This is a genomic window from Arenimonas sp. (assembly GCF_022842045.1).
Taxonomy (GTDB): domain Bacteria; phylum Pseudomonadota; class Gammaproteobacteria; order Xanthomonadales; family Xanthomonadaceae; genus Arenimonas.
This window is the reverse complement of the sequence record NZ_JALHQI010000001.1, coordinates 78,101-102,549: the sequence shown is the minus strand read 5'-3', so window position 1 is coordinate 102,549 and position 24,449 is coordinate 78,101. Positions and strand designations below refer to the sequence as shown.

Annotated in this window: 26 protein-coding genes and 2 tRNA genes; 24 read left to right on the top strand and 4 right to left on the bottom strand. The window is 71.2% G+C overall.

The window, feature by feature from the left end:
* Positions 1–44: 44 nt before the first annotated feature.
* Together Q0C12_RS00475 and ppsA are read right to left on the bottom strand one after the other, a co-directional pair.
* Positions 45–944: a mechanosensitive ion channel domain-containing protein gene (locus tag Q0C12_RS00475; protein ID WP_290884649.1), complete on the bottom strand. Its 900-nt coding sequence runs from the start codon at positions 942–944 to the stop codon at positions 45–47.
* Positions 944–3,316, bottom strand: a complete 2,373-nt coding sequence (gene ppsA, locus Q0C12_RS00470) for a phosphoenolpyruvate synthase (RefSeq protein ID WP_290884646.1) — start codon at positions 3,314–3,316, stop codon at positions 944–946. The genes Q0C12_RS00475 and ppsA overlap by 1 nt, the downstream gene beginning before the upstream one ends.
* A gap of 159 nt (positions 3,317–3,475) precedes the next feature.
* On the opposite strand from ppsA, the gene Q0C12_RS00465 reads away from it, so the two are divergent.
* From Q0C12_RS00465 to Q0C12_RS00350, 24 genes are all read left to right on the top strand, one after another.
* Positions 3,476–4,297: a pyruvate, water dikinase regulatory protein gene (locus tag Q0C12_RS00465; RefSeq protein WP_290884643.1), complete on the top strand. Its 822-nt coding sequence runs from the start codon at positions 3,476–3,478 to the stop codon at positions 4,295–4,297.
* Positions 4,298–4,335: 38 nt separating this feature from the next.
* Entirely contained in the window at positions 4,336–4,836 is a 501-nt protein-coding gene (locus tag Q0C12_RS00460) for a DUF1249 domain-containing protein (protein WP_290884641.1), read from the top strand.
* Positions 4,837–4,879: 43 nt separating this feature from the next.
* A tRNA-Ala gene (locus Q0C12_RS00455) sits at positions 4,880–4,955 on the top strand.
* A 33-nt stretch (positions 4,956–4,988) separates the two neighbouring features.
* Positions 4,989–5,064: transfer RNA gene (locus Q0C12_RS00450), tRNA-Glu, on the top strand.
* A gap of 92 nt (positions 5,065–5,156) precedes the next feature.
* Positions 5,157–5,882, top strand: coding sequence for a beta-ketoacyl synthase chain length factor (locus Q0C12_RS00445; protein ID WP_290884639.1), 726 nt, complete (start codon positions 5,157–5,159; stop codon positions 5,880–5,882).
* Complete coding sequence (locus Q0C12_RS00440) at positions 5,875–6,657, top strand: lysophospholipid acyltransferase family protein (protein ID WP_290884636.1); 783 nt, start codon at positions 5,875–5,877, stop codon at positions 6,655–6,657. The genes Q0C12_RS00445 and Q0C12_RS00440 overlap by 8 nt, the downstream gene beginning before the upstream one ends.
* Positions 6,638–6,898, top strand: a complete 261-nt coding sequence (locus tag Q0C12_RS00435) for a phosphopantetheine-binding protein (RefSeq protein WP_034211267.1) — start codon at positions 6,638–6,640, stop codon at positions 6,896–6,898. Before Q0C12_RS00440 ends, Q0C12_RS00435 begins: the two co-directional genes overlap by 20 nt.
* Before the next feature lie 19 nt (positions 6,899–6,917).
* Positions 6,918–7,199, top strand: a complete 282-nt coding sequence (locus Q0C12_RS00430; RefSeq protein ID WP_290884631.1) for an acyl carrier protein — start codon at positions 6,918–6,920, stop codon at positions 7,197–7,199.
* Positions 7,200–7,201: 2 nt separating this feature from the next.
* Positions 7,202–7,738: a hypothetical protein gene (locus tag Q0C12_RS00425; RefSeq protein WP_290884628.1), complete on the top strand. Its 537-nt coding sequence runs from the start codon at positions 7,202–7,204 to the stop codon at positions 7,736–7,738.
* Positions 7,728–9,410, top strand: a complete 1,683-nt coding sequence (locus tag Q0C12_RS00420) for an AMP-binding protein (RefSeq protein ID WP_290884625.1) — start codon at positions 7,728–7,730, stop codon at positions 9,408–9,410. The genes Q0C12_RS00425 and Q0C12_RS00420 overlap by 11 nt, the downstream gene beginning before the upstream one ends.
* The gene (locus Q0C12_RS00415; RefSeq protein ID WP_290884622.1) at positions 9,407–10,153 is read left to right on the top strand and encodes a glycosyltransferase family 2 protein; all 747 of its coding nucleotides are present in this window, start codon (positions 9,407–9,409) and stop codon (positions 10,151–10,153) included. The genes Q0C12_RS00420 and Q0C12_RS00415 overlap by 4 nt, the downstream gene beginning before the upstream one ends.
* Complete coding sequence (locus tag Q0C12_RS00410) at positions 10,150–11,088, top strand: acyltransferase (protein WP_290884619.1); 939 nt, start codon at positions 10,150–10,152, stop codon at positions 11,086–11,088. Before Q0C12_RS00415 ends, Q0C12_RS00410 begins: the two co-directional genes overlap by 4 nt.
* Positions 11,069–12,625 carry an aromatic amino acid ammonia-lyase gene (locus tag Q0C12_RS00405; RefSeq protein WP_290884616.1) on the top strand — a complete coding sequence of 519 codons (1,557 nt, stop codon included), beginning with the start codon at positions 11,069–11,071 and terminating at the stop codon, positions 12,623–12,625. Before Q0C12_RS00410 ends, Q0C12_RS00405 begins: the two co-directional genes overlap by 20 nt.
* Positions 12,612–13,031: an acyl-CoA thioesterase gene (locus Q0C12_RS00400; protein WP_290884612.1), complete on the top strand. Its 420-nt coding sequence runs from the start codon at positions 12,612–12,614 to the stop codon at positions 13,029–13,031. The genes Q0C12_RS00405 and Q0C12_RS00400 overlap by 14 nt, the downstream gene beginning before the upstream one ends.
* A complete protein-coding gene (locus Q0C12_RS00395) occupies positions 13,028–13,684 on the top strand; it encodes an outer membrane lipoprotein carrier protein LolA (protein ID WP_290884609.1) in 657 nt (218 codons plus the stop codon). The genes Q0C12_RS00400 and Q0C12_RS00395 overlap by 4 nt, the downstream gene beginning before the upstream one ends.
* The gene (locus tag Q0C12_RS00390) at positions 13,677–15,983 is read left to right on the top strand and encodes an MMPL family transporter (protein WP_290884606.1); all 2,307 of its coding nucleotides are present in this window, start codon (positions 13,677–13,679) and stop codon (positions 15,981–15,983) included. Before Q0C12_RS00395 ends, Q0C12_RS00390 begins: the two co-directional genes overlap by 8 nt.
* A gap of 28 nt (positions 15,984–16,011) precedes the next feature.
* Positions 16,012–17,253 carry an NAD(P)/FAD-dependent oxidoreductase gene (locus Q0C12_RS00385; RefSeq protein WP_290884603.1) on the top strand — a complete coding sequence of 414 codons (1,242 nt, stop codon included), beginning with the start codon at positions 16,012–16,014 and terminating at the stop codon, positions 17,251–17,253.
* On the top strand, positions 17,241–17,786 hold the full coding sequence (locus Q0C12_RS00380) for a DUF3261 domain-containing protein (RefSeq protein WP_290884600.1): 546 nt from the start codon (positions 17,241–17,243) through the stop codon (positions 17,784–17,786). The genes Q0C12_RS00385 and Q0C12_RS00380 overlap by 13 nt, the downstream gene beginning before the upstream one ends.
* Positions 17,783–18,967, top strand: a complete 1,185-nt coding sequence (locus Q0C12_RS00375) for a beta-ketoacyl-ACP synthase (RefSeq protein ID WP_290884597.1) — start codon at positions 17,783–17,785, stop codon at positions 18,965–18,967. The genes Q0C12_RS00380 and Q0C12_RS00375 overlap by 4 nt, the downstream gene beginning before the upstream one ends.
* The gene (locus Q0C12_RS00370; RefSeq protein WP_290884594.1) at positions 18,967–19,431 is read left to right on the top strand and encodes a hotdog family protein; all 465 of its coding nucleotides are present in this window, start codon (positions 18,967–18,969) and stop codon (positions 19,429–19,431) included. Before Q0C12_RS00375 ends, Q0C12_RS00370 begins: the two co-directional genes overlap by 1 nt.
* A complete protein-coding gene (locus tag Q0C12_RS00365; protein WP_290884591.1) occupies positions 19,428–20,156 on the top strand; it encodes a 3-ketoacyl-ACP reductase FabG2 in 729 nt (242 codons plus the stop codon). The genes Q0C12_RS00370 and Q0C12_RS00365 overlap by 4 nt, the downstream gene beginning before the upstream one ends.
* Positions 20,156–21,385, top strand: a complete 1,230-nt coding sequence (locus Q0C12_RS00360; RefSeq protein WP_290884588.1) for a beta-ketoacyl-ACP synthase — start codon at positions 20,156–20,158, stop codon at positions 21,383–21,385. The genes Q0C12_RS00365 and Q0C12_RS00360 overlap by 1 nt, the downstream gene beginning before the upstream one ends.
* Before the next feature lie 22 nt (positions 21,386–21,407).
* Positions 21,408–21,860 (top strand): excinuclease ATPase subunit, encoded by a 453-nt coding sequence (locus tag Q0C12_RS00355; protein ID WP_290884584.1) that lies wholly within the window; start codon positions 21,408–21,410, stop codon positions 21,858–21,860.
* A gap of 1 nt (position 21,861) precedes the next feature.
* Entirely contained in the window at positions 21,862–22,554 is a 693-nt protein-coding gene (locus Q0C12_RS00350; RefSeq protein WP_290884581.1) for a 4'-phosphopantetheinyl transferase superfamily protein, read from the top strand.
* A 9-nt stretch (positions 22,555–22,563) separates the two neighbouring features.
* Here Q0C12_RS00350 and Q0C12_RS00345 read toward each other — a convergent pair whose 3' ends face one another.
* Together Q0C12_RS00345 and Q0C12_RS00340 are read right to left on the bottom strand one after the other, a co-directional pair.
* Complete coding sequence (locus Q0C12_RS00345; protein ID WP_290884579.1) at positions 22,564–23,046, bottom strand: DUF411 domain-containing protein; 483 nt, start codon at positions 23,044–23,046, stop codon at positions 22,564–22,566.
* A 10-nt stretch (positions 23,047–23,056) separates the two neighbouring features.
* Positions 23,057–24,376: a copper oxidase gene (locus Q0C12_RS00340; RefSeq protein WP_290884576.1), complete on the bottom strand. Its 1,320-nt coding sequence runs from the start codon at positions 24,374–24,376 to the stop codon at positions 23,057–23,059.
* Positions 24,377–24,449 lie beyond the last annotated feature (73 nt).

The following is a 24,449-nucleotide window of genomic DNA, read 5'->3' as shown; positions in this document are numbered from 1 at the left end:
CAGCCCGGTGGGCCGCGGCCACAGCGAAAATTCCGCCCCCCGGCTCAGCCGCGGTCGGGATCGTCCACGGCGGCGGTGACCTGCGGCAGCGGGCGGCCGTCGGCGTCGTGGTGGTAGACGTGCAGGTCGCGCTGCGGGAATGGGATGGACACCCCGGCCTGCGCGAAGTCGCGGTGGATCGCCTCGGTCAGCTCGCTGCGGGCGGGCACGAAGTCCGGCGTCTTCACCCAGGCGCGCAGCACCAGGTCGACGCTGCTTTCCCCCAGGCCCGTGACCAGCACGTCGGTTTCCGGGGCGTCGAGCACCTTGTCGTTGGCCTTGGCGATGCCCAACAGCACCTCGCGCGCCCGGCGGATGTCGTCGCCATAACCGACCCCGACGGTGACATCCACGCGGCGCTCGCCGCGGGCGGTGAAGTTGACGATCGGCGAAGTCGTGACCTCGCTGTTGGGCAGGGTGATGTCGTGGTTCTGGTAGGCGCGCAGCACGGTCTGGAAGATGCCGACGCGCTCAACGATGCCTTCCTGCCCGGCGATCTGCACCGCGTCGCCGGCGCGGAACGGCCGCAGCACGATCAGCATCACGCCCGAGGCGATGTTCGACAGTGAATCTTTCAGCGCCAGGCCAATCGCCAGGCCCGCGGCACCCAGCACCGCCAGCATCGAGGTGGTGGGCACGCCCAGCGCGTCCAGCGCCGCCACGAACACCACCACCAGGCCGATGGCGTAGGCGATGTTGCGCAGGAAATCGCGCAGGATCTGGTCCAGCCCGGCCCGCTGCATCACGCGATCGAGGCCCTTGGACAGCATCCGCGCCAGCCACAGGCCGACCAGCGCGATCAGCAGGGCCACGGCGATGCGCCAGAGCCAGTCGGATTGGGCGACCTGGACGGCCAGGTCGCGGGCGGTGTCGGCGGGGGCGGCGAGGAAGCTGGCGATCGCCATCAGTTCGCCTTGAGCTTGGCCAGGCGCAGCCAGGTATCGACCACGGTATCGGGATTGAGCGACACCGACTCGATGCCCTGCTGCATCAGCCAATCGGCCAGGTCCGGGTGGTCGGACGGGCCCTGGCCGCAGATGCCGATGTACTTACCCTTGGCGCGGGCCGCGGAGATCGCCATGGCCAGCAGCTTCTTCACCGCGGGGTCCCGCTCGTCGAACAGGTCGGCGACCACGGCCGAGTCACGATCCAGGCCCAGGGTGAGCTGGGTCAGGTCGTTGGAGCCGATCGAGAAGCCGTCGAAGATGTCCAGGAACTCATCGGCGAGCAGCGCGTTGGACGGCAGCTCGCACATCATGATGACCTTGAGGCCGTTCTCGCCGCGCTTGAGGCCGTTGGCCTCGAGCGTGCGGATGACCGCGCGGCCTTCCTCGAGGGTGCGCACGAACGGGATCATGATCCAGCAGTTCGTCAGGCCCATGACGTCACGCACCTTCTTCACCGCCCGGCACTCGAGCGCGAAGCAGTCGCGGAAGTCGGGGTGCACGTAGCGCGAGGCGCCGCGGAAGCCGATCATCGGGTTTTCTTCGTGCGGCTCGTAGGCCTTGCCACCCACCAGGTTGGCGTATTCGTTGGACTTGAAGTCCGACAGGCGGACGATGACCGGGTTCGGCGCGAACGCCGCCGTCAGCGTGGCGATGCCCTCGACCAGGCGCTCGACGTAGAAATCGACCGGGCTGGCGTAGCCGGCGGTGATCTGGTCGATCTGCTTCTTCAAGTCGGCCGGCTGCCGGTCGTACTCGAGCAGGGCGCGCGGGTGCACGCCGATCTGGCGGGCGATGATGAACTCCAGGCGGGCCAGGCCGATGCCCTGGTTGGGCAGCTGCGCGAAGTCGAAGGCGCGCTCGGGGTTGCCGACGTTCATCATGATCTTCAGGGGCGCCGGCGGCATGTTGCCCAAATCGGTGGTGATGACCTCGAAGCCCTGCTTGCCGGCGTAGATTAAGCCGGTGTCGCCTTCGGCGCAGGACACGGTCACTTCGGCGCCATCGGGAATCGTCTTCATCGCGTCGCCGGTGCCGACCACGGCCGGCACGCCCAGCTCGCGGGCGATGATGGCCGCGTGGCAGGTGCGGCCACCGCGGTTGGTGACGATGGCCGCGGCGCGCTTCATGATCGGCTCCCAGTCGGGATCGGTCATGTCGGCCACCAGCACGTCGCCGGGCTGGAACTTGCTCATCTCGGCCAGGCTGCGCACCACGCGCGCCACGCCGGCGCCGACCTTGTGGCCGATGGCGCGGCCCTCGGTGAGCACCTCGCCCTTGGACAGCAGGTGGTAGCGCTCGATCTGGTTGGCGCTGGCGCGCGACTTCACGGTTTCCGGGCGCGCCTGAACGATGTAGAGCTTGCCGGTGTGGCCGTCCTTCGCCCACTCGATGTCCATCGGGCGGCCGTAGTGCTTCTCGATGGTGAGGGCCTGGCGCGAGAGCTCCTCGACGTCGGCATCGGAGACCGAGAACTGGCGGCGCAGGTCGGCCGGCGTGTCCTCGATGCGCACGCGCTCGCCGGGCTGGTCGGAATAGACCATGCGGATCAGCTTCGAGCCGATCGTGCGGCGCAGGATGGCCGGCTTGCCCTGTTCCAGCGTGGGCTTGTAGACGTAGAACTCGTCCGGGTTGACCGCGCCCTGCACGACCATCTCGCCCAGGCCGTAGCTGGACGTGACGAACACGGCGTCGCGGAAGCCGGACTCGGTGTCGAGCGTGAACAGCACGCCCGACGAGCCGATGTCGGAGCGCACCATCAGCTGCACGCCGGCGCTCAGGAACACGTCCTCGTGCTTGAAGCCGTGGTGCACGCGGTAGGCGATGGCGCGGTCGTTGTAGAGGCTGGCGAAGACTTCCTTCACCTTGCGCACCACGTCGTCCTCGCCGGTGACGTTCAGGAAGGTTTCCTGCTGGCCGGCGAAGCTGGCGTCGGGCAGGTCCTCGGCGGTGGCGGAGGAGCGCACGGCGACCGCGATTTCGCTGGCGCCGGCCTCGGCGCACATCTTGCGGTAGCCGGCGCGGATGGCCTGGTCGAGCTCGGGCTGCAGCGGCGCGTCGATGACCCAGCCGCGGATCTCGCCGCCGGCGGCGACCAGCGCGTCCACGTCCTCGACGTCGAGCGTGGCCAGGCGGTCGAAGATGCGCTGGCTCAGGTCGTTGTGGGCGATGAAGCGGCGGAAGGCGTCGGCCGTGGTGGCGAAGCCGCCCGGCACCGAGACCCCGAGGTGCGCCAGCTGGCCGATCATCTCGCCGAGCGAGGAGTTCTTGCCGCCGACCTGGGCCAGGTCGGTGAGGCGAAGTTCATGCAGCCAGAGGACGTCGGCGTTCAAGGGGGTCTCCGTGGGCTCGGGAAGGGGGCGGCCAGGCGGCGGGCCCGCTGTGGATGGGGCCCAAGCTGCGTATGATGCGACCCCGGGGCTACCCCATACAAGCTTGAATTGGCTGGGGAATCATGCGTCGGGCCCCGGCGCGCGAGGCGAGGGCAGGGCATGGCGGCGGCAAGACCGGTTTTCTATGTTTCCGACGGCACCGGCATCACCGCCGAAACCATCGGCCACAGCCTGCTGACCCAGTTCTCCGGGATCGAATTCGAAACCCGCCGCATCGCCTTCGTCGACAGCGTCGAGAAGGCCGAGGCCGCCATTGCCGAGATCCGCCGCGCCGGCGAGCAGGCCGGCTGCCGGCCGGTGGTGGTGAACACCGTGGTCGACCCCGACCTGAACATCCTGCTGGCCGAAAGCGGCGCGCTGATGCTGGACGTATTCGCGCCCTTCATCAGCCCGCTGGAGCAGGAGCTGGGCCTGCGGCGCGAATCCCGGGTCGGCCACGCCCACGGCATGGTCGACTTCAAGGCCTACGAGGCGCGCATCAACGCCACCAACTACGCGCTGACCCACGACGACGGCATGGACATCCACTACGACGATGCCGACGTGATCCTGGTCGGCGTGTCGCGCTCGGGCAAGACGCCCACCTGCCTTTACATGGCGCTGCACTACGGCGTGAAGGCCGCGAACTACCCGCTCACCGAGGAAGACCTCGAGGGCCGCGAGCTGCCGCGCCGCCTGCGCGCGCACCGCCGCAAGCTGTTCGGCCTGACCATCGACCCCGAGCGCCTGCAGCAGATCCGCAACGAGCGCCGCCCGAATTCCCGCTACGCGACGCTGGAGACCTGCCGCGCCGAGGTAGTGCAGGCCGAGGCGCTGTTCCGCCAGGAGAACATCCCGGTGCTGAGCACCACCCACACCTCGATCGAGGAAATCGCCGGCAAGGTGCTGGCCCACCAGGGCATCCACCGGCACATGTTCTGAGCCCCGGGGCGCGGCCTTGCGCGTGCTAGCATCGGGCCATGCAAGCGCCCGCCCACGACCGCAACGCCTTGCCCCGCCTCAGCCGCTTCGCGTGGCTGATGGGACTGTACGGCGAGAATTTCCAGCGGCTCACCCGCATGTTCCAGCCGCAGTCGCTGCCCGCAGGGCGCTACGTGTCGCGCGTGCCGGGTGGCCTGGCGCTGGTGGTGGACGTGCTGGAGCAGCATCCATACACCGTCGAGTTGCGCCTGAGCTACCAGCTGCAGGACGCCCAGACCGGCCAGCCCGATCCCTCGGCCTACGTGCGGCTTTACCGCGACGCCCGCCAGGCCGAGGTCACCCACTGCTACGTCGGCCGCCACTGGCAGGACGTGCTCGGCCTGCGCCCCAGCGTGCAGGCGATGCTCAGCCACCGCCTGCGGATGAACAGCTTCCTCAACAAGTGGCTGGACTATCTGGATGGCCAGGGACACGGCCCCCACACCCTGTCCGGCCTGGAAGCGGAGACGGCCGGAGAAAAAAACGCGGCCTGTGCTTGACGGGCCAAAGGCGGATGTCTAAACTTCCGCTTCTTCCTTCGGTGGGGCTATAGCTCAGCTGGGAGAGCGCTACAATGGCATTGTAGAGGTCATCGGTTCGATCCCGATTAGCTCCACCACTTATTCGCGCCACGCTTCAAAAAAAGTTCCAAGTCCCCATCGTCTAGAGGCCTAGGACATTACCCTTTCACGGTAGCGACCGGGGTTCGAATCCCCGTGGGGACGCCAGTTCAAGCCTCCAGGAAAGCCCGGCTGACGCCGGGCTTTTTCTTTTGGCGGCCGGCACGGGATGATGGCGGCCGGACACGGGAGGCGAGGACTTGGACGGACAATTCAGCCTGCTCGGCTGGTCGGCCTTCGCGGCTGGCCTGGAAACCGCCGAGGACTGGCAGGCCTGGGCCCGGGCGCCCACGCTGCCGGCCGGCTCTGCCACCCCGGCGCTGGCCGAGATGCCCGCCATGCAGCGACGCCGGCTCGAACCGCTCGGCCGCATGGCGCTGCAGGTAGCCTGGCGCGTCCAGCCCGAGGCCTCGCCGGGACTGCCGATGGTGTTCGCTTCCCGCCATGGCGACGTCGCCCGCACCTATGAAATGCTGGCCGGGCTGGCCCGCGGCGAGCCGCTGTCGCCGACGCATTTCGGACTGTCGACGCACAACGCCATCGCGGCCCAGTACTCGATCACGCGCGGGCTGACCGACAACTACCTGGCGGTCTCGGGCGGCGTGGAATCGCCGGAAGCGGCCGTGACCGAGGCGCTGGCACTGCTGGCCGACGGTGCGCCGGAGGTGTTGGTGGCGCTGTACGACGGCCCCACGCCCGAGCCCTATGCCGAATACCGCGACGAGCCGGAAGCCGCCTGGGCCTGGGCCTGGCGGATCGCCGCGCCGCGGGCCGACGCGCCGCGGTTTTCACTGCTGGCCCATGCGGGCCCGCCGGCGCCGCCCGCACCGCTGCCGCACGGCCTGGACGTGCTGCGCTTCGCGCTGGCAGGCAAGGGTCGCCTGGTCTCGCCCTCTGGCACCCGCTGCTGGCACCGGCATGCTTGAAAGGCTTGGCCACGCCTGGCGGGTCTTCGGCACCGCGCTGTCGTTCGCGGCCTTCGGCCTGGGCGGGGTGCTGCTGGGCCTGCTGGTGTTCCCGCTGCTGCGCCTGGGCGTGCGTGACCGGGCGCGGCTCGGGCGGCTGGCGCGGCGACTGGTGCAGGCCAGTTTCGCCGGCCATGTCTGGCTGATGCGGCGACTGGGGGTGATGAGCTGGGAAATCCACGGCGCCGAGCGCCTGCGCCGCCCGGGCCTGCTGGTGCTGGCCAACCATCCGACCCTGATCGACGTGGTCTGCCTGATCGGCATGATCGAGGAGGCCGACTGCGTGGTGAAATCGCGCCTTGCCACCAATCCTTTCACGCGCGGGCCACTGCGGGCGGCGGGCTACATCTTCAACGACAACGGCGCCGGGCTGATCCAGGACTGCATCGATTCTGTGCGGTCGGGCAAGAACCTGGTGATCTTTCCCGAAGGCACCCGCACGCCGCGCGGCGAGGTACTCGGACCCCTGCAGCGCGGGGCCGCGAACATCGCCATCCGGGGCGCGCTGGACGTGACTCCGGTCACCATCCGGTGCACCCCGCCGACGCTGGGAAAGGGTGAGAAATGGTATCGTGTCCCGTCACGCCGGTTTCACATGAGAATAGAGGTCCTGCCGGACATCCCGGTGGCCCCGTTCCTGGCCGGAAGCGCCGAGGCCCTGGCGGCCCGCCGGCTGACCGAACACCTGGAAACGACCTTCAAGACGGAGCTGCACCGTGCTGGCGCTGGAAGCTGAAATCAAGGAACTGATCATCACCACGATGTCGCTGGAGGACATCGCCGCCGACGACATCGACGCCGAGGCCCCGCTGTTCAACGAGGGCCTGGGCCTGGACTCCATCGACGCCCTGGAACTCGGCCTGGCCCTGCAGAAGCGCTACGGCGTGACGCTCGCCGCCGACTCCGAGGAAACCCGCCAGCATTTCGCCTCCGTCCGCGCGCTCAGCGCCTTCGTGGCGGCCAACCGCAAGCAGTAAGGCCAAGCCGCCGCACCGCATGAGCAAGACCATGACCAAGGACCAGCTTTTCCAGCGCATCGTCGCCATCCTCCACGACACCTTCGGCATCGACCCGGAAAAGGTGAGGCTCGATTCGAAGCTGGGCGAAGACCTCGACATCGACAGCATCGATGCCGTCGACCTGATCGTGCAGCTCAAGCCGCTGCTGGGCGGCAACCTCAAGCCGGAGGCCTTCAAGTCGGTGCGCAGCGTGCAGGACGTGGTGGACGCGCTGCACGCCATGATGCACGGCAGCGACGAATCCGCCGCGGGCGCCTGAACATGCGCGCCGCGAAGGCGCTGGCCTGGCTGGCGACCCTGCTGTACCCGCTGGCGATCTGGCTGGGCCTGGCCCATTTCGAGCCGCGCTGGCTGGCGCTCCTCTTGTTGGCAATGGCGCTGCTGCGCGCCGCGGTCTCGCGCGAGGCGGTGTGGCTGGCCGCGGCAGCCTGCGCCGGCGGCCTGGTGCTGGCCAGCATGCTCAGCAACGACGGCCTGCCGCTCAAGCTCTACCCGGTGCTGGTGAACGCGGCTTTCCTGGTCGTATTTGCGACCAGCCTGCGGCGCCCGCCCACGGTGATCGAACGGCTAGCGCGACTGCAGCATCCGGACCTTCCGCCGGAATCGATTCCCTACCTGCGCAAGGTGACCGGGGCCTGGTGCGTGTTCTTCGTCCTCAACGGCGGCATCGCGCTCTACACCGCGCTGCGCGCCAGCGATGCGGCGTGGGCGGTTTACAACGGGCTCATCGCCTACCTCCTCATCGCCGCCATGTTCCTGGGCGAGCGTTTCCTGTTCCGGCCGCGCCATGGCCGTTAGCCGGACCCGCATCCCGCTGGGCCAGCGCCTGGCCGGGTCGCTGCCGGGCCAGGCCCGGGTGGCGACCGACGTGGACAACGCCGGCTTCCTGGCCCGCGTCGGGGCATGGCGCGACGCGCACGCCGCGCGCGGGGGCCACGACCTTGCCCTCTACCTCGACGATGGCCTGGAGTTCGCCGCCGCGCTGTTCGGCGCCTGGCTGGCGGGCAAGACCCCGTGGCTGCCCGGCGATCGCCTGCCGGCGACGCTGGCCGGACTGGATCGCCACGCCTCCACCTGCGCGGGCGAACTTCCCGGGGGCTATGTCGCCGGGCTGGACGCGCCGCCGCCGGCCCATGGCGCGCTGGATCCCGACGACTGCGCGGTCGTGCTGTTCACCTCCGGCTCCACGGGGGAGCCGGGCGCAATCCGCAAGACGCTGCGCCAGCTCGACAACGAAGTGGCCGCGCTGGAGGCCCAGTTCGGCGCCGCGCTGGGCGACGCGGTGGTGCAGGGCACGGTCTCGCACCAGCACATCTATGGCCTGCTGTTCCGGCTGCTGTGGCCGCTGTCGGCGGGCCGCCCGTTCGGGCGGCGACGGGTCGGTTTCAATGAACAGCTGGTCGCGCTGGGCGACACGCCGCTGGTGCTGGTGGCCAGCCCGGCGCACCTCAAGCGGCTGCCCGAGAACCAGGACTGGGGCCCGCTGGCGCGCAGCCTGCGCGCGGCCTTCTCGTCCGGCGGGCCGCTGCCTGCGGACGCGGCCCACGCGGTGAGGAAGCTCTGGGGCCAGGCCGCGATCGAAGTGTTCGGCAGCACCGAGACCGGCGGCATCGCGTGGCGACAGTCCGGTGGCGCGCCCAAGCCCTGGCAGCCACTGCCGGGCGTGCAGTGGCGGGTGCAGGACGGCGTGCTGGCGATCCGCTCGCCGCATCTGGCCACCGACGACTGGCACGCCACCGCCGACCGTGCCCTGGCCACGGCCGGCGGCGGTTTCGAGCTGCGCGGCCGGGTGGACCGCATCCTCAAGCTCGAGGAGCGCCGCATACCGTTGGGCGCGATCGAGCGCCGCCTGCAGGCCTCGCCGCTGCTGGACGAGGCACGGCTGCTGCCGCTGCCGGGCCACCGCATCCTGCTCGCCGTGGCCGCCGTGCCCAGCGCCGAGGGCCGGGCGATGCTCGAAAGCGACGGAAAGGCCGCGCTGGTCGCGGCGCTTCGCGCCTGGCTGGCCGACCACGCCGACGCGATCGCGCTGCCGCGCCGCTGGCGCTTCCTCGACGCACTGCCGGCCGACGCCCAGGGCAAGACCAGCGAGCGCGCCCTGGCCGCATTGTTCCGGCCGCTGCTGCCCGAGCCCGAATGGCTGGAGCGCACGCCGACCGCGGCGCACGCCCGGCTGGAGGTCCTGGCCGAACTGGCCGCGTTCGAAGGGCATTTCCCGGGCGCCACCATTCTGCCTGGCGTCGCGATGATCGACTGGGCCGTGCGGCTGGGCCGGACGGCCTTCGGCATCGAGGCGCGCTTCCTGCGCATGGAGGCAGTGAAGTTCATGCACCTGGTGCGCCCCGGCGCCCGGCTCGATGCGCGCCTGGACTGGCATCCGGACACCGGCGCGCTCGGCTTCCGTTTCCAGTCCGACACCGGCGTGCATTCCAGCGGTCGCCTGCGCTTCGCGGGCGGGGACGCGGCATGAGCAGCGCCTTCGATCCGCTGGTGGTGATCCCGGTGTTCGACCACGAACATGCCATCGGCGACGTGGTGGCGCGGGTGCGCGGCCATGGCGTGCCCTGCCTGCTGGTGGACGACGGCTCGTCGCCGGCCTGCGCCGCGGTGCTCGACCAGCTGGCGACACGGCCCGGCGTGTCGCTGCTGCGCCTGCCCGTGAACCAGGGCAAGGGCGGGGCGGTCATCGCCGGCCTGCGCGAGGCGGCGCGCCGCGGCCACAGCCACGCCCTGCAGATCGATGCCGACGGCCAGCACGACGCCGATGACGTGCCGCAATTCCTGGCCGAGGCGCGCGCCCATCCCGCGGCGGTGATCAACGGCAGGCCCATCTTCGATGCGTCGGTGCCGAAGGCGCGGCTATATGGCCGCTACGCCACCCACGTCTGGGTCTGGATCAACACGCTGTCGCTCGAGATCATCGATTCGATGTGCGGCTTCCGCGTCTACCCGCTGGCGCCGACGCTGGCGCTGCTCGACCGCGTGCGCATCGGCCGGCGCATGGATTTCGACACCGAAATCCTGGTGCGGCTTTACTGGGACGGCCTGCGCGTGCGCAACCTCGACACCCGCGTGCGCTACCCAGCCGACGGCGTGTCGCACTTCCAGGTCTGGCGCGACAACGTGCTGATCTCGGCCATGCATACCCGGCTGTTCTTCGGGATGCTGTGGCGGCTGCCGCGCCTGCTGGCGCGCAAATGGAGCCGCCGATGAACCGCCGGCACTGGGCCGACCTAGGCGAAACCACCTTCGTGGGCGGCACCTGGCTGCTTTATGGCGTGTACCGGCTGCTGGGCCGACTGCCGTTCCGGCTCTGCCTGTATCCCGTGGTGGCGGTGTACTGGCTGGGCAGCGGCGTGGCGCGCCGCGCCTCGCGCCAGTACCTGGCGCGGCTGCAGGCGGCCGAACAGGTGTTCACGCGCGAGCCGGGCATTCGCGAAAGCCTGCGGCATTTCTTCATGTTCGCCGAAACGCTGCTCGACAAGATGCTGGCGATCGGCGGCCGCTACCCACGCGCGCGGGTCGCGTTCACCGGCCACGAAGCGATGCTGGCCTCGTCGCAGGCGGGGCAGGGCGGGGTGATCATCACCGCGCACATGGGCTGCCTGGAGCTGATGCAGATGGCGGCCAGCTGGCGCGAGGGCCTGCGCGTCACGATCCTGGTGCACACCGCGCACGCGCCGCGCTTCAACCGCATCCTCGAGCGCATCAACCCCAAGGCCAGCGTGCGGCTGATGCAGGTGACCGATTTCTCGCCGACCACGGCGATGCTGCTGGCCGACCGCGTGGCCGCGGGCGAATTCATCGCCATCGCCGGCGACCGGGTGCCGGTGCGCGGCGACCGCGTGGTGCAGGCCGCCTTCCTGGGCCACCGGGCGCCGCTGCCGGCCGGGCCTTACCTGATCGCCTCGGTGCTGCGTTGCCCGGTGTGGCTGTTGTCCTGCCTGCACCACGGCGAGGGCTACCGCGCCGACATCCTGCCGTTCAGCGAGCGCATCGTGCTGCCGCGCGGCGACCGCGAGGCGGGCCTGGCTGAACACGCGGCGCGCTTCGCCGCCTGGATGACCGCCTGCCTGCGACAATCGCCCTACGATTGGTTCAACTTCTTCCCCTTCTGGGACGCCCCGCATGACCGCCGCCCCGCCTGACGCCCCTTCCCTCCTCGTCGACGGCCGCCCGCTGCGGATCGAGGACGTCGTCGCCGTCGCCCGCGCCGAGGGGCGCGTGGTGCTGTCGCGCGAGCCGGCCTTCGAGGCGCGCATCAACCGCGGCGCCGATTTCGTCGACCGGCTGATCGCCGAGGACGGCGTGGTCTACGGCGTCAGCACCGGCTACGGCGATTCCTGCACGGTGGCGATCCCGCCCTCGCTGGTCGCGGAGCTGCCGCACCACCTCTACGCCTACCACGGCTGCGGCCTGGGCCGCTTCCTCGACCCGCAGGAAACCCGCGCCGTGCTGCTGGTGCGCCTGCAGTCGCTGGCGCAGGGCGTGTCGGGCGTCAGCCTGGGCCTGCTGCGCCAGCTCGAGGCGCTGCTGGCGCACGACATCCTGCCGATGATCCCGGCCGAAGGTTCGGTTGGCGCCAGCGGCGACCTGACGCCGCTGTCCTACGTCGCGGCCGCGCTGTGCGGCGAACGCGAGGTCTGGCACCAGGGCCGGGTGATGCCCGCCGCCGAGGCGCTGGCGCTGCACGGCCTGCAGCCGCTGCGGCTACGCCCGAAGGAAGGCCTGGCGATCATGAACGGCACCGCGGTGATGACCGCGCTGGCCTGCCTGGCCTGGCGCCGCGCCGACTACCTGGGCCGCCTCGCCACCCGCATCACCGCCTTCAACGTGCTGGCCAGCGCCGGCAACGCCCACCATTTCGACCAGACCCTGTTCGCGGTGAAGCCGCACAAGGGCCAGCAGCGCGTCGCCGCGCGCCTGCGCGCCGACCTGGCCTCGGACCGCCCGCCGCGCAACGAGCAGCGCCTGCAGGACCGCTATTCGCTGCGCTGCGCGCCGCACGTGGTCGGCGTGCTCGAGGACGCGCTGCCCTGGCTGCGCACCAACATCGAGGACGAGCTGAACTCGGCCAACGACAACCCGATCATCGACGCGGTCGAGGAGCGGGTGCTGCACGGCGGCCACTTCTACGGCGGCCACATCGCCTTCGCCATGGATTCGATGAAGAACGCCGTGGCCAACCTGGCCGACCTGCTGGACCGGCAGATGGCGCTGGTGGTGGACGCCCGCTACAGCCACGGCCTGCCGGCCAACCTGTCGGCGGCGCAGGGCGAGCGCGCCGCCCTCAACCACGGCCTCAAGGCGCTGCAGATCAGCGCCTCGGCGTGGACCGCGGAGGCGCTGAAGCTGACCATGCCGGCCTCGGTGTTCTCGCGCTCCACCGAGTGCCACAACCAGGACAAGGTCAGCATGGGCACGATCGCGGCGCGCGATGCGCTGCGCATCATCGAGCTGACCGAGCAGGTGGTGGTGGCGCTGCTGGTCACCGCGCGCCAGGGCATCACGCTGCGCGAGGCGGTGTCGGGCGAGCTGAAGCTGTCGCCGGCGCTGGCCGCGATGCACGGCGACCTGTGCGAACGCCTGCCGCTGGTCACAGAAGACCGCGCCCTCGACGTCGAGCTGCGCGAGCTGCTGGCGGCCGTGCGCGCCGAAGCCTGGAGCCTGTATGCCGACGCCTGAGCACAGCCTCGAGATCGAACTGAGCCCGGGCTTCCACGACCTGGACCCGATGGACATCGTCTGGCATGGCAACTACGTGCGCTACCTGGAGCTGGCGCGCTGCGCGCTGCTGCAGAAGATCGACTACGACTACCCGCAGATGCGCGATTCCGGCTACGCCTGGCCGGTGGTGGACATGCGCTGCAAGTACGTGCGTCCGGTGCGCTACGGCCAGCGCATCCTCGTGCGCGCCACCATCACCGAGTGGGAGAACCGGCTGCGGATGGACTACCTGGTGCGCGATGCGGTGACCGGGGAAACCATCCACCGCGCGCACACCATCCAGGTAGCCGTGGACCTGGGCACGGGCGAGATGTGTTTCGCCTCGCCACCCGTGCTGTTCGAGCGGCTGGGGATCGCGCCGTGAGGTGCTGGCTGGTCGCGCTGCTGGGCGTGGCGCTGGCGTTGCCGGTGCTGGCGTCGCCACAAGCGCCTGCGCGAGCGGCCACCCCCTCGCCGGCCCCGGCGGGCGAGGGCGACAGCGTGCGCGCGCGGCTGGCGCAGCCGGCGGTGCTGCGCGGCCAGTTCGAGCAGAGCAAGCAGCTCGAGGGATTCCGGCAGCCGCTGGTGTCGCGCGGCGATTTCCTGCTGGTGCGCGACCGCGGCGTGGCCTGGGACACCCGCGAGCCCTTCGCCTCGACCACGCTGCTGACCCGCGAGCGCCTGCTGACCCGGCTGCCCGACGGCAGCCAGCGGGTGCTGCTGGACGCCGCGGAATCGCCAGGCATGGCCGCGGTGAACGCGCTGCTGCTGGCGCTGGTGGCCGGCGACCTGCCGGCGCTGGCCGAACGCTTCGCGCTGGAGGAAACGCTGGCGGCGGATGGCCGCTGGCAGTTGCTGCTGACGCCGGAGGAGGCGGGGCTGCGGCAGGCCTTCACCCGGATCACGCTGGCCGGCGATCGCTTCGTGCGCCAGGTCGTGATCGAGGAAGCGGGCGGCGACGTGACCACGCTTCGCTTCGTGGCGCTGGCCGACGAACCCAGCGCACCGACGCCCGACGAGGCGGCCCGCTTTGACTGAAGCCGCGCACACCGCGCACTGGAAGGCGCTGGCCTGGGCCTGGCTGCTGGCGGTGGCCGCGCTGGCCGTGCACCAGGCCGGCTTCTGGCGCGAGGCACGGCTGGACAGCGACGTGATGGCGTTGCTGCCGGGCGAAACCGAGGACGCGCTGCAGCAGGCGGCGAACGCACGCCTGGCCGGCGGCGCGACCCGGCAGGTGGTGGTGCTGGTCGGCGCGCCGGACTGGGCGCGCACGCGCCGCGCGGCGGACGCCTTCGAAGCCCGCCTGGCAGAAGCGGATTCTCCCTTCACCGTGATGGCCGGCGATGACGACGCGCTCGCCAGTGCGCTCGGCTTCTACGCCGGGCACCGCCGGGGATTGCTGACCCCGGCGCAGCGGGCGCAACTGGAGGATCCCGGCACCGTCGAGCTGGCGCTCGCGCGGCTTTACTCGCCCGGCGCCGGCGGCTTCGGCGCCTGGCGCGAGGATCCGCTGGGCCTGTGGCCGGCGTGGTGGCAGGCGCGCGCGGGCAACGGGCTCTCCAGCCGCGATGGACATCTGGCCGTGCGCGAGGCGTCCCGCGATTGGGTGCTGCTGCGGCTGGAAAGCCGCGTGCCGGCCTTCCAGCTCGACGGCGAGCAGCACCTGCGCGAGGCGCTCGACGCCGCCCGCGCCGCTGCCGCCGAGGCCGCGGCGGGCGAAGTCGAAGTCATCGCCGGCGGCGTGCCGCTGCACGCCGAGGCCGCCGCGGTGCGCGCACGCACCGAGGTCGGCACCATCGGCCTGGGCTCGCTGCTGGCGGTGGTGGCTTTGGTCTGGCTGGCCTTCCGCAGCCCGCGGCCGATCCTGATGGTGTCGGCCTCGCTGCTGGTCGGCTGCGCGGCCGGCGTGTCGGTCACCGCGCTGGTGTTCGGCCAGGTGCACCTGCTCACGCTCGTGTTCGGCGCCAGCCTGGTCGGCGTGGCCGAGGACTACGGCATCCATTGGTTCGCCAGCCGCCAGGCCCAGCCCGCGCTGCCGCCCCGCACGATGATGCAGCGCCTGCTGCCCGCGCTGGCGCTGGCGCTGGTCACCAGCGCGCTGGCCTATCTCGCGCTCGGCATCGCGCCGTTCCCCGGCCTGCGGCAGATGGCGGTGTTCTCGGCCGCCGGCCTGGCCGCCGCCTTCCTCACGGTCGTGCTCTGGTTCCCGTGGCTGGACCGCGCCGCGCCCCGCACCAGCACGATTGCCGGCGCGGTTGGTCGCAGCCTGGCGCGGTGGCCGCGGCTGTCGAACCGCTGGCCGACCTGGCTGGGCGTCGCCGCCCTGGCGGCGGTGCTGGCCACCGGCCTGCCGAAACTGGCCGTCAACGACGACCTGCGCAGCCTGCAGGCTTCGCCACCGGCACTGTTGGCGCAGGAAGCGCGGCTGGGGCGGGTGCTGGGGCTGCCCAGCCCCGCGCAGTATTTCCTGGTCGAGGGCGACGACGCCGAGCAGGTGCGCGAGCGCGAAGAGGCGCTCACCGATCGCCTGGCGCACCTGGTGGCGCGCGACCGCCTGGGCGGTTGGCGCGCGGTGACCGACTGGCTGCCGTCGTCGGCGCGCCAACGCGAGGACGCCGCGCGGGTGCAGGCCATCGAGGGCCGGGTGCTGGCGCGCGCCGCCGAACTGCTCGGCGAAGCGCCCCCGCCGCCGGAGCCCGCCGCGACCCCGCTGCCCCTCGCCGCATGGCTGGCGCACCCGGTGTCGGAACCGCTGCGGCCGCTCTGGCTCGGCGCGGTGGAGGGTCGATGGGGCACCATGGTGCTGCTCGAAGGCCTGGACCCCAGTCGGCTGCCAGCGCTGGCAGCGGCCGCCGACGGCCTGCCCGGCGTGCGCTGGGTGGATCGCAGCGCGACCATTTCCCGCGTGCTGGCGCACTACCGCCACCAGATGTCGGCCTGGCTGCTGGCCGGCTATGCCGCGGTCGCGCTGGCGCTGTGGCTGCGCTTCGGGCGCCGCGCGTGGCGCGCCTGGATGCCCACCGCACTGGCCGCGGCGCTGAGCCTGGCGCTGCTGGGCTGGCTGGGCGTGCCGCTGCAGCTGTTCGGCGTGCTGGCGCAGCTGCTGCTGCTGGGCGTGGGCGTGGACTACGGCATCTTCCTGCTGGAACATCGCGACGACCCCGCCAGCTGGCTGGCGGTGTCGCTGGGCGCGGCCAGCACGCTGCTCGCCTTCGGCCTGCTGGCGCTGTCGGCCACGCCGGCCCTGCACAGCTTCGGCCTGACGCTGCTGCTGGGCATCGGCCTGGTCTGGCTGATCACCCCCTGTTTCCGACCCGCCGCGCCGGCGGCGACCTGAGCCCGAATTCCGCACGGATTGCATCGACATGGACATGCGCACCGAAACCACCGAAATCCTGATCATCGGCGCCGGCCCCGCGGGGTCGGTGGCGGCCGGCATGCTGCGCCAGCAGGGGCGCGAGGTGCTGATCCTGGAGAAGGAGCAGTTCCCGCGCTTCTCGATCGGCGAGAGCCTGCTGCCCCAGAGCATGGAATACATCGAGGCCGCGGGCATGCTCAAGGCCGTGGTCGAGGCCGGCTTCCAGTACAAGAACGGCGCCGCCTTCGCCTGCGGCGACAAGCGCACGCAGTTCGACTTCCGCCAGAAGTTCAGCAAGGGCTGGGGCACCACCTACCAGGTGCAGCGCGCCGACTTCGACAAGGTGCTGGCCGACGAGGCCGCGCGCATGGGCGCGACCGTGCGCTTCCGCCATGAAGTCCTGTCGGTGGACGTGGACGGCGACCAGCCGGTGGTGACCGTGCGCAGCCCGGAGGGCGAGACCTACCGGGTGCAGGCGCGCTTCCTGCTAGACGCCAGCGGCTTCGCGCGGATCCTGCCGCGGCTGCTGCAGCTCGAGAGTCCGTCGGGCTTCCCGGCCCGCGGCGCGATCTTCACCCACGTCGCTGATCGCGTTGCCCCGGGCTCGGCGGCCTTCGACCGCAACAAGATCCTGATCACCGTGCATCCCGGGCACCAGGACGTGTGGTACTGGACCATCCCGTTCTCGAACGGCCGCTGCTCGCTGGGCGTGGTCGCGGAAACCGGCTTCCTGGCGCAGTACGAAGGCACCGAGACCGAGCGCCTGAAGGCGATCGTTGGCGAGGATCCGGGCCTGAGCGCGCTGCTGGCCCATGCCGAGTGGGACACGCCCGCGCGCCAGATCGTCGGCTACTCGGCCAACGTGAAGTCGCTGTGGGGCAAGAACTACGCGTTGCTGGGCAACGCCGGCGAGTTCCTGGACCCGGTGTTCTCTTCGGGCGTCACCATAGCCTTCAAGTCGGCCAGCCTGGCCTCGGCCTGCCTGGCGCGCGAGTTCGCGGGCGAGGTCGTGGACTGGGAGGCCGACTACGGCAAGCCGCTGCGCGCCGGCGTCGACACCTTCCGCTGCTTCGTCGAGGCTTGGTACGCGGGCGGCTTCCAGAAGATCATCTTCCACCCCAACCCCAGCCCGGACATCCGCGAGATGATCTGCTCGATCCTGGCCGGCTACGCCTGGGACAAGACCAATCCCTACGTGGCCGAGAACAAGCGCCGCCTCGCGGTGCTGGAGCAGTTGTGCTCCGCCTGATCGCCGCCATCGCCGCCGCGTCGCTGGCGCTGGCCGCCTGCACGCCGAATGCCACGCGCCCGCCGGCCGACGGCGCGCCGCTGTTCGCGCTGGCGCCGTCGACGCTGCTGGGCGGGCTGGTCGAGCAGCAGCGCCTGTCGTTCGAACATGGCGACCGCCGCGATACGGTCGACGCGATGGTGCAGGCCGACGCTGACACCGTGCGGCTGGTGATCCACACCCAGGGCCAGGTGGCACTGCGCCTGGACTGGGACGGCGAGCGGCTTGCGCAGAAGCGCATGCCCGGCCTGCCGGCGTCGCTGGACGGCGCGCGCGTACTGTCCGACCTGCAGCTGGTGTTCTGGCCGGTGGATGCGCTGCGCGCCCAGCTGCCCGCCGGCTGGACGCTGGACGAGCAGGGGGAGCGCCGTACGCTCAAGGACGCGAAGGGCATCGTTGCCCGGGTTGAACGCGAGGACGCCGACACCCGTTTGCTGGACCAGGTGCGGCTGCGTTACCGCCTGCGCATCGATTCCGTGCCGGTGACGCCATGAGTGCGGTCTTCCTCAATGAACTGGGCCTGTGCTGCGCGCTCGGCCGCGATGCGGACAGCGCCGCCGCCAACCTGTTCGCCGCCGATGCGCCCCGCGGCGTGGCCAGCACCGAGGCCGTGACGCCCGGCCGCCCGCTGGCGCTGGGCCTGGTGCCGGGCGAACTGCCCGACCTGGCGGCGCTGCCGGTCGCCCTGCACGGACGCAACAACGCGCTCGCCGCGCTGGCGCTGGCGCCGATCCGAGGCGCGGTGGACGCGGTGATCGCGCGTTTTGGTCCGGACCGCGTCGCGATCGTGCTCGGCACCAGCACCTCGGGCGTGGGCGAGAGCGAACGCGCGCACCGCCAGCATCTCGGCACCGGCCAGTGGCCGGATTCGTTCCATTATTCACAGCAGGAGATGGGCATGCCGGCGCGTTTCCTCGCCGAGCAGCTCGGCACCCGCGGACCCGCGCACGTCATTTCCACTGCCTGCTCGTCGAGCGCGAAGGCGCTGGCCTCCGGCGCGCGGCTGCTGCGCGCCGGGCTGGCGGATGCCGTCATCGCCGGCGGCGTGGATTCGATCTGCGAATTCACCATCGCTGGCTTCAGCGCGCTGGGCTCGGTGTCGGAGGGGCGCTGCAATCCGTTCTCGCGCCACCGCAACGGCATCAACATCGGCGAGGGCGCGGCGCTGTTCCTGATGACGCGCGAGCCCGGTGCGGTGCGGCTGGCGGGGTGGGGCGAGAGCTCCGATGCGCACCACATGTCCGCCCCCGAGCCCGAGGGCCACGGCCCCGAGCGTGCGCTGCGCGAAGCGCTCCGGCGCGCCGGCCTGGCGCCGTCGGACATCGGCTACGTCAACCTGCACGGCACCGCCACGCCGCAGAACGATGCGATGGAGGCCGCCGTGCTGCACCGCGTGTTCGGCGGCGACACGCCGGCCAGTTCGACCAAACCGCTCACGGGCCACACCCTGGGCGCCGCCGGCGCCGTCGAAGCCGGCCTCTGCTGGCTGGCGCTGGCGCGCAATCCCCGCCACGCCCTGCCGCCGCACTGGTGGGACGGCGCGCAGGATCCGGCGCTGCCTGCGCTGGACCTGGTGGCACCGGGTCGGCGCGCCGCGGCACCGCTGACGCACGTGCTGAGCCAGTCCTTCGCCTTCGGCGGCAGCAACGCCGCGCTCGTGCTGGGGGCCGGCTGATGGATCCGCGCGAAGAGGCCATCGAACGCCTGGTCCCGCACCGCGGCGGCATGCTGTGGCTTGACTGCGTGCTGCAGGTGGACGCCGAGGACGTGGTCGCCGAGGCGACGGTGCGCGACGACCACCTGCTGCTGGAGGACGGCGGCGAGGCGGTGCCGGCCTGGGTCGGCATCGAGTACATGGCGCAGGCCATCGCCGCCTGGGCCGGCGGCCGCGCGCTGGCCCGCGACGAACCGGTCAAGCCCGGCTTCCTGCTCGGCACCCGCCGCTACGACGCGCACTGGGACCGGCTGCCGGTCGGTACCCGGCTGCGCATCGAGGCGCACTGTGAACTGATGGGCGACAATGGCCTGGGCCTGTTCGCCTGCCGCATCCTGGTCGGGGACGCCGTGGTGGCCACCGCCAGCGTCTCGGTGTTCGAGCCGCCGGATCCCGACGCCTACCTTGGAACCGTTTCCGCATGAATTCACGCACCCTCCTGGTCACCGGCGCCAGCCGCGGCATCGGCAAGGCCATCGCCCTGCGCCTGGCCCGCGACGGCTTCGACATCGTCGTGCACTGCCGCAGCCGCCGCGAAGAAGCCGAAGCCGTCGCCGCCGAGATCGTCGCGATGGGCCGCGCCGCGCGCGTGCTCTGCTTCGACGTCGCCGACCGCGCCGCCTGCGCCGCCGCCCTCAACGCCGACATCGAGGCGCACGGTGCCTACCACGGCGTGGTCTGCAACGCCGGCATCGCCCGCGACAACGCCTTCCCGGCGATGACGGGCGAAGAGTGGGACAGCGTCATCCACACCAACCTCGACGGCTTTTACAACGTGCTGCAGCCGGTCGTGATGCCGATGGTGCGGCGCCGGAAGCCCGGCCGCATCGTTACCTTGTCTTCGGTGTCGGGCCTCGCCGGCAACCGCGGGCAGACAAACTACAGCGCCGCCAAGGCCGGCATCATCGGCGCCACCAAGGCGCTGGCGCTGGAGCTGGCCAAGCGCGAGATCACGGTCAACTGCGTCGCGCCCGGCCTGGTGGACACCGAGATGCTGCCCGCCGAAGTGGTGGACGAGGCGATGAAGATGATCCCGCTGCGCCGCGTCGGCCGGCCGGAGGAAGTGGCCGCCGTGGTGTCTTTCCTGATGTCGGACGAGGCCTCGTATGTCACCCGCCAGGTGATCTCGGTCAACGGAGGCATGGTCTGATGCGCCGTGTCGTCGTCACCGGCCGCGGCGCGATCAGCCCGCTCGGCCACGACTGGACCAGCGTGCTGGCGCACCTTCGCTCCGGCCGCAACGCCGTGCGCCGCTTCGACGAGTGGGGCCAGTACAAGGGCCTGAACACGCGCCTGGGCGTGCCCTGTGCGCCGTTCGAGCTGCCCGACCACTACAACCGCAAGACTCTGCGCAGCATGGGCCGGGTGGCGATGCTGGCCACCCGCGCCAGCGAACTCGCGCTGACCGACGCCGGCCTGCTCGGCGACCCGGTGCTCAAGTCCGGCCGGGTCGGCATCTCCTACGGCTCGTCGGCCGGCACGCCGTCCTCGATCGGCGACTTCGGCCGCATGCTGTCCGAGCTGACCACGCAGTACATCAACGCCACCACCTACATCAAGATGATGAGCCACACCGCGCCGGTGAACATCGGTGTGTTCTTCGGCATCACTGGCCGCATCATCACCACTTCCAGCGCCTGCACCTCGGGCAGCCAGGGCCTTGGCTTCGCTTACGAGGCCATCAAGAGCGGCAAGCAGGTGGCGATGCTGGCCGGCGGCTGCGAGGAGCTCGACGTCACCGACGCCACGGTGTTCGACACTCTGTTCGCCACCAGCACGCTCAACGACACGCCGGAGCTCACCCCGCGGCCTTTCGATCGCGACCGCGACGGCCTGGTGGTGGGGGAGGGCGCCTGCACCCTGGTGCTGGAGGACCTGGAGCACGCGCAAGCGCGCGGCGCCACCATCCACGCCGAAATCGTCGGCTTCGGCACCAACAGCGACGGCCAGCACGTCACCCAGCCCAATGCCACCACGATGGCGGTGGCGATGCGGCTGGCGCTGGAAGACGCCGGGCTGCCGCCGGAAGCCATCGCCTACGTCAACGCCCACGGCACCGCCACCGACCACGGCGACATCGCCGAGACCACCGCCACCCACGCCGTGTTCGGCGAGCGCATGCCGATCAGCTCGCTCAAGAGCTACACCGGCCACACGCTGGGCGCCTGCGGCGCGCTCGAGGCCTGGGTGACCCTGGAGATGATGCGCGAGGGCTGGTTCCATCCCACGCTGAACCTCAAGAACGTCGACCCGCGCTGCGGCGCGCTCGACTACGTCACCGGCGATGGCCGCGCCATCGATGCCGAGTACGCCATGAGCAACAACTTCGCCTTCGGCGGCATCAACACCTCGCTGGTGCTGCGCCGCTGGTCCGCCTGACCTTCCAAGGGAAACAAGACACATGAAGCCCATCACCGCCCTGGCCGCCGCCTTCGCCGTCCTGCTCGCCCTGCTGGCACCCCCGGCCGAAGCGCGCGACAAGCGCGTGCAGTTCAACATCGCCAGCGCCATCGCGCAGGGCAAGGCGCAGGGCGTGCTGGACGGCAGCGTAACCTTCTACTTCGAAGGCCAGGCCACGCCGGCCGTGGTCCAGGACTTGGGCATCGCCAACACCAACCGCAAGACCAATGCCGTGGGCAAGTCGGAGCAGGAATCCTGCGACTGGGCCCTGCTCGGCGCGCTGGTGGCCCTGCAGGAGGCCGCCAAGGCCCGCGGCGCCAATGCCGTCGTCGGCGTGCGCAGCAACTTCAAGCGCCAGGTCTTCAGCAGCGCCACCCAGTACGAATGCGGGGCCGGCCGGCTGATGGTGGGCGTGGCGCTGCTGGGCAGCTACGCCAAGGTGGCCGACCGCTGACGTGGCGGGCACCGCCGACTGCCGGATCGCGCTGGCGGCCCTCGCGGAGGTCGAAGCCCGGCTGCCGGGCCCCGGCACGGCCTGGCTGACGGCGGGCGAGGACCTGCGCCTGCAGGCCATCGTCGCCGCGCTGCGCCGGCGCCAGTACCTTGCGGGCCACTGGCTGCTGCGGGAGATGGCCAGCGACGCGCACGGCGGCGAGCCCGCCGACTGGCGCTTCGAGACCGATGCCGACCCGCGTCCGCGATTGCGCCATGCGGACGGCCGCGGGCTTTGGGCGTCCCTCAGCCACAGCGGCGAACACCTGGCCGCGGCCATCGCTTCCGCCCCCGTCGGGCTGGACCTCGAGCGCCCGCGCAAGCCGCGCGACTACGTGGCGATCGCGCGCTTCCTGTTCTCGCAGGAGGAAGCCGACCAGGTCGCGGCGACCGACGAAGGCGCCGCGCGCGAGCGCGTCTTCCATCTGTTCTGGGCCCTGAAGGAAGCGCGTGGCAAGCGCGGCGGTGAGGGCCTCCAGCCGTCGCAGGCCCGGCGCGTCACTGCGCGCGCCGCGGATACCTCCGATGCCGAGGCCTGGCACTGGAACCTCGACGGTGGCGGCTGCGTGGCGATCGCGGCCTGGCCCGGCGCCGTCATCGCCTCCCTGCCGGCGGCGACGACCGACGGCGCCTGGCGATACGCCGGCGCCGACTGACGTTCCAGCTCACTCCGCCCCGGCGTGGGTGGAGTAGGTGCTGCTCAGGCCGTTCTGGTCGATCAGCTGCACCTCGTAGGCCTGCACGCGGCCATCCGGCGACTCCATGCCGGGCGAACCGATCGGCATGCCCGGCACGGCGATGCCGCGGGCGGCGGGCTTCTCGGCCAGCATCCGCTTCACGTCATCGGCCGGCACGTGGCCCTCGACGAAGTAGCCGCCCACCTCCGCCGTGTGGCAGGAGCCCTTGCCGGGCGGGATGCCGACGCGCTGCTTCACCGGCGTCATGTCGTCGGTGTCGACCACCTCGACCTGGAAGCCCGCGGCCTGCATGTGCTCGATCCACTTCACGCAGCAGCCGCAGTAGGGGCTCTTGTGCACGGTGACCAGCGGCAGCGCGCGCTCGACCGGGCTGGTGTTGGGCGTGGCGGCGAAGCCGGCGCCGGCCGCGGAAAGCAGCAGCGCGGCAAGCATCATCTTCAGGAACTTCATCTCGTTCTCCTCAGGTTGCGTTGCGGCGCACGGGTGCGCCGAAATCGGGGTTGGTGCTGACGCGGCTGGCGACGGTGCCGGGCGGGTTGCGGTACCAGCCCGGGTCGCTGAAATCGCCCGGTGCGATATCGTCGCGCACCTTGACCACGGTGAACATGCCGCCCATCTCGATGTTCCCGAACGGACCCTTGCCGGCCATCATCGCCAGCGTGTTCTCCGGGCCCTTCATGTGGCCGCTGTCGGTGTGGTCCTGGTGCTCGGCCATGCCGTTCTCACCCATGGCCATGTAGCCGGGCAGCATGCGACGGATCTTTTCCTCGACGCCGGACTGGTCGACGCCCAGCGTATTGGGGATGTCGTGGCCCATGGGACCCATCGTGTGGTGCGACATGTGGCAGTGGAAGGCCCAGTCTCCGGCGACCGCCGTGAACTCGATGTCGCGCATCTGTCCGACGCCGACGATCTCGGTCACCTCGCGCCGCCACTGCCCGCGCGGCCAGCGGCCGCCGTCGGAGCCGGTGACCTCGAACTGCACGCCGTGCAGGTGGATCGGGTGGTTCCACATGCTCAGGTTGCCGACGCGGATGCGCACGCGCTCGCCGGTGCGCGCCACGATCGGCTCGATCGCCGGGAACACCTTCGAGTTGAAGGTCCACAGGTCGAAGTCCTGCATCACCGCCGGGTCGGGGCGGCGCGTGCCCGGGTGCAGGGCGAAGTTGTGCAGCAGGAAGGCGTAGTCACGGTCCACCGGCACCGCCTCGGCCTCGCGCGGGTGGATGATGAACAGGCCCATCATGCCCTGCGCCATCTGCACCATCTCGTCGGCGTGCGGGTGGTACATGTGGGTGCCGTGCTGGCGCAGCGTGAACTCGTAGGCGAAGGTCTCGCCGGGCTGGATCTGCGGCTGGTTCAGGCCGCCGACGCCGTCCATGCCCGAGGGCAGCAGCAGGCCGTGCCAGTGGATGGTCGTGGCTTCGCGCAGGCGGTTGGTGACGAAGATGCGCACGCGGTCACCCTCGACCGCCTCGATGGTCGGACCGGGCGTGCCGCCGTTGTAGCCCCAGCAGATGGCCTTCGAGCCGGACGCGAACTCGTGCTCGAACTCCTCGGCGACCAGGTGGAATTCCTTGACGCCCCCGTTCATGCGGTGGGGCAGGGACCAGCCGTTCAGCGTGCGCACGCGGCCGGCGCCGCGGCGGGTGGCCGCCGGCGGCGCGGCCTCGGGCGTGGCGTGGTCGACGTGCGCGTCCTGGGCGAAGGCGGCGGTGGCGCCGGAGGCGACCAGGCCCGCGCCGGTGCCGATCAGCAGGTTGCGGCGGGTGAGCTTCATGGCGTGTCTCCGTGGTCGTGTTCGTCGTGGCGGGGCGCGTCGTCCTCGGGCTCGGCGGCGTCGGCCTCGTGCT

Bases quoted from the DNA above. Each gene is read 5' to 3' on its own strand.
- Q0C12_RS00475 (WP_290884649.1), bottom strand. From the start codon at position 944: ATGGCGATCGCCAGCTTCCTCGCCGCCCCCGCCGACACCGCCCGCGAC.
- Q0C12_RS00465 (WP_290884643.1), top strand. From the start codon at position 3,476: ATGGCGGCGGCAAGACCGGTTTTCTATGTTTCCGACGGCACCGGCATC.
- Q0C12_RS00460 (WP_290884641.1), top strand. From the start codon at position 4,336: ATGCAAGCGCCCGCCCACGACCGCAACGCCTTGCCCCGCCTCAGCCGC.
- Q0C12_RS00440 (WP_290884636.1), top strand. From the start codon at position 5,875: ATGCTTGAAAGGCTTGGCCACGCCTGGCGGGTCTTCGGCACCGCGCTG.
- Q0C12_RS00430 (WP_290884631.1), top strand. From the start codon at position 6,918: ATGAGCAAGACCATGACCAAGGACCAGCTTTTCCAGCGCATCGTCGCC.
- Q0C12_RS00425 (WP_290884628.1), top strand. From the start codon at position 7,202: ATGCGCGCCGCGAAGGCGCTGGCCTGGCTGGCGACCCTGCTGTACCCG.
- Q0C12_RS00420 (WP_290884625.1), top strand. From the start codon at position 7,728: ATGGCCGTTAGCCGGACCCGCATCCCGCTGGGCCAGCGCCTGGCCGGG.
- Q0C12_RS00415 (WP_290884622.1), top strand. From the start codon at position 9,407: ATGAGCAGCGCCTTCGATCCGCTGGTGGTGATCCCGGTGTTCGACCAC.
- Q0C12_RS00410 (WP_290884619.1), top strand. From the start codon at position 10,150: ATGAACCGCCGGCACTGGGCCGACCTAGGCGAAACCACCTTCGTGGGC.
- Q0C12_RS00405 (WP_290884616.1), top strand. From the start codon at position 11,069: ATGACCGCCGCCCCGCCTGACGCCCCTTCCCTCCTCGTCGACGGCCGC.
- Q0C12_RS00400 (WP_290884612.1), top strand. From the start codon at position 12,612: ATGCCGACGCCTGAGCACAGCCTCGAGATCGAACTGAGCCCGGGCTTC.
- Q0C12_RS00385 (WP_290884603.1), top strand. From the start codon at position 16,012: ATGGACATGCGCACCGAAACCACCGAAATCCTGATCATCGGCGCCGGC.
- Q0C12_RS00375 (WP_290884597.1), top strand. From the start codon at position 17,783: ATGAGTGCGGTCTTCCTCAATGAACTGGGCCTGTGCTGCGCGCTCGGC.
- Q0C12_RS00370 (WP_290884594.1), top strand. From the start codon at position 18,967: ATGGATCCGCGCGAAGAGGCCATCGAACGCCTGGTCCCGCACCGCGGC.
- Q0C12_RS00365 (WP_290884591.1), top strand. From the start codon at position 19,428: ATGAATTCACGCACCCTCCTGGTCACCGGCGCCAGCCGCGGCATCGGC.
- Q0C12_RS00360 (WP_290884588.1), top strand. From the start codon at position 20,156: ATGCGCCGTGTCGTCGTCACCGGCCGCGGCGCGATCAGCCCGCTCGGC.
- Q0C12_RS00355 (WP_290884584.1), top strand. From the start codon at position 21,408: ATGAAGCCCATCACCGCCCTGGCCGCCGCCTTCGCCGTCCTGCTCGCC.
- Q0C12_RS00345 (WP_290884579.1), bottom strand. From the start codon at position 23,046: ATGAAGTTCCTGAAGATGATGCTTGCCGCGCTGCTGCTTTCCGCGGCC.
- Q0C12_RS00340 (WP_290884576.1), bottom strand. From the start codon at position 24,376: ATGAAGCTCACCCGCCGCAACCTGCTGATCGGCACCGGCGCGGGCCTG.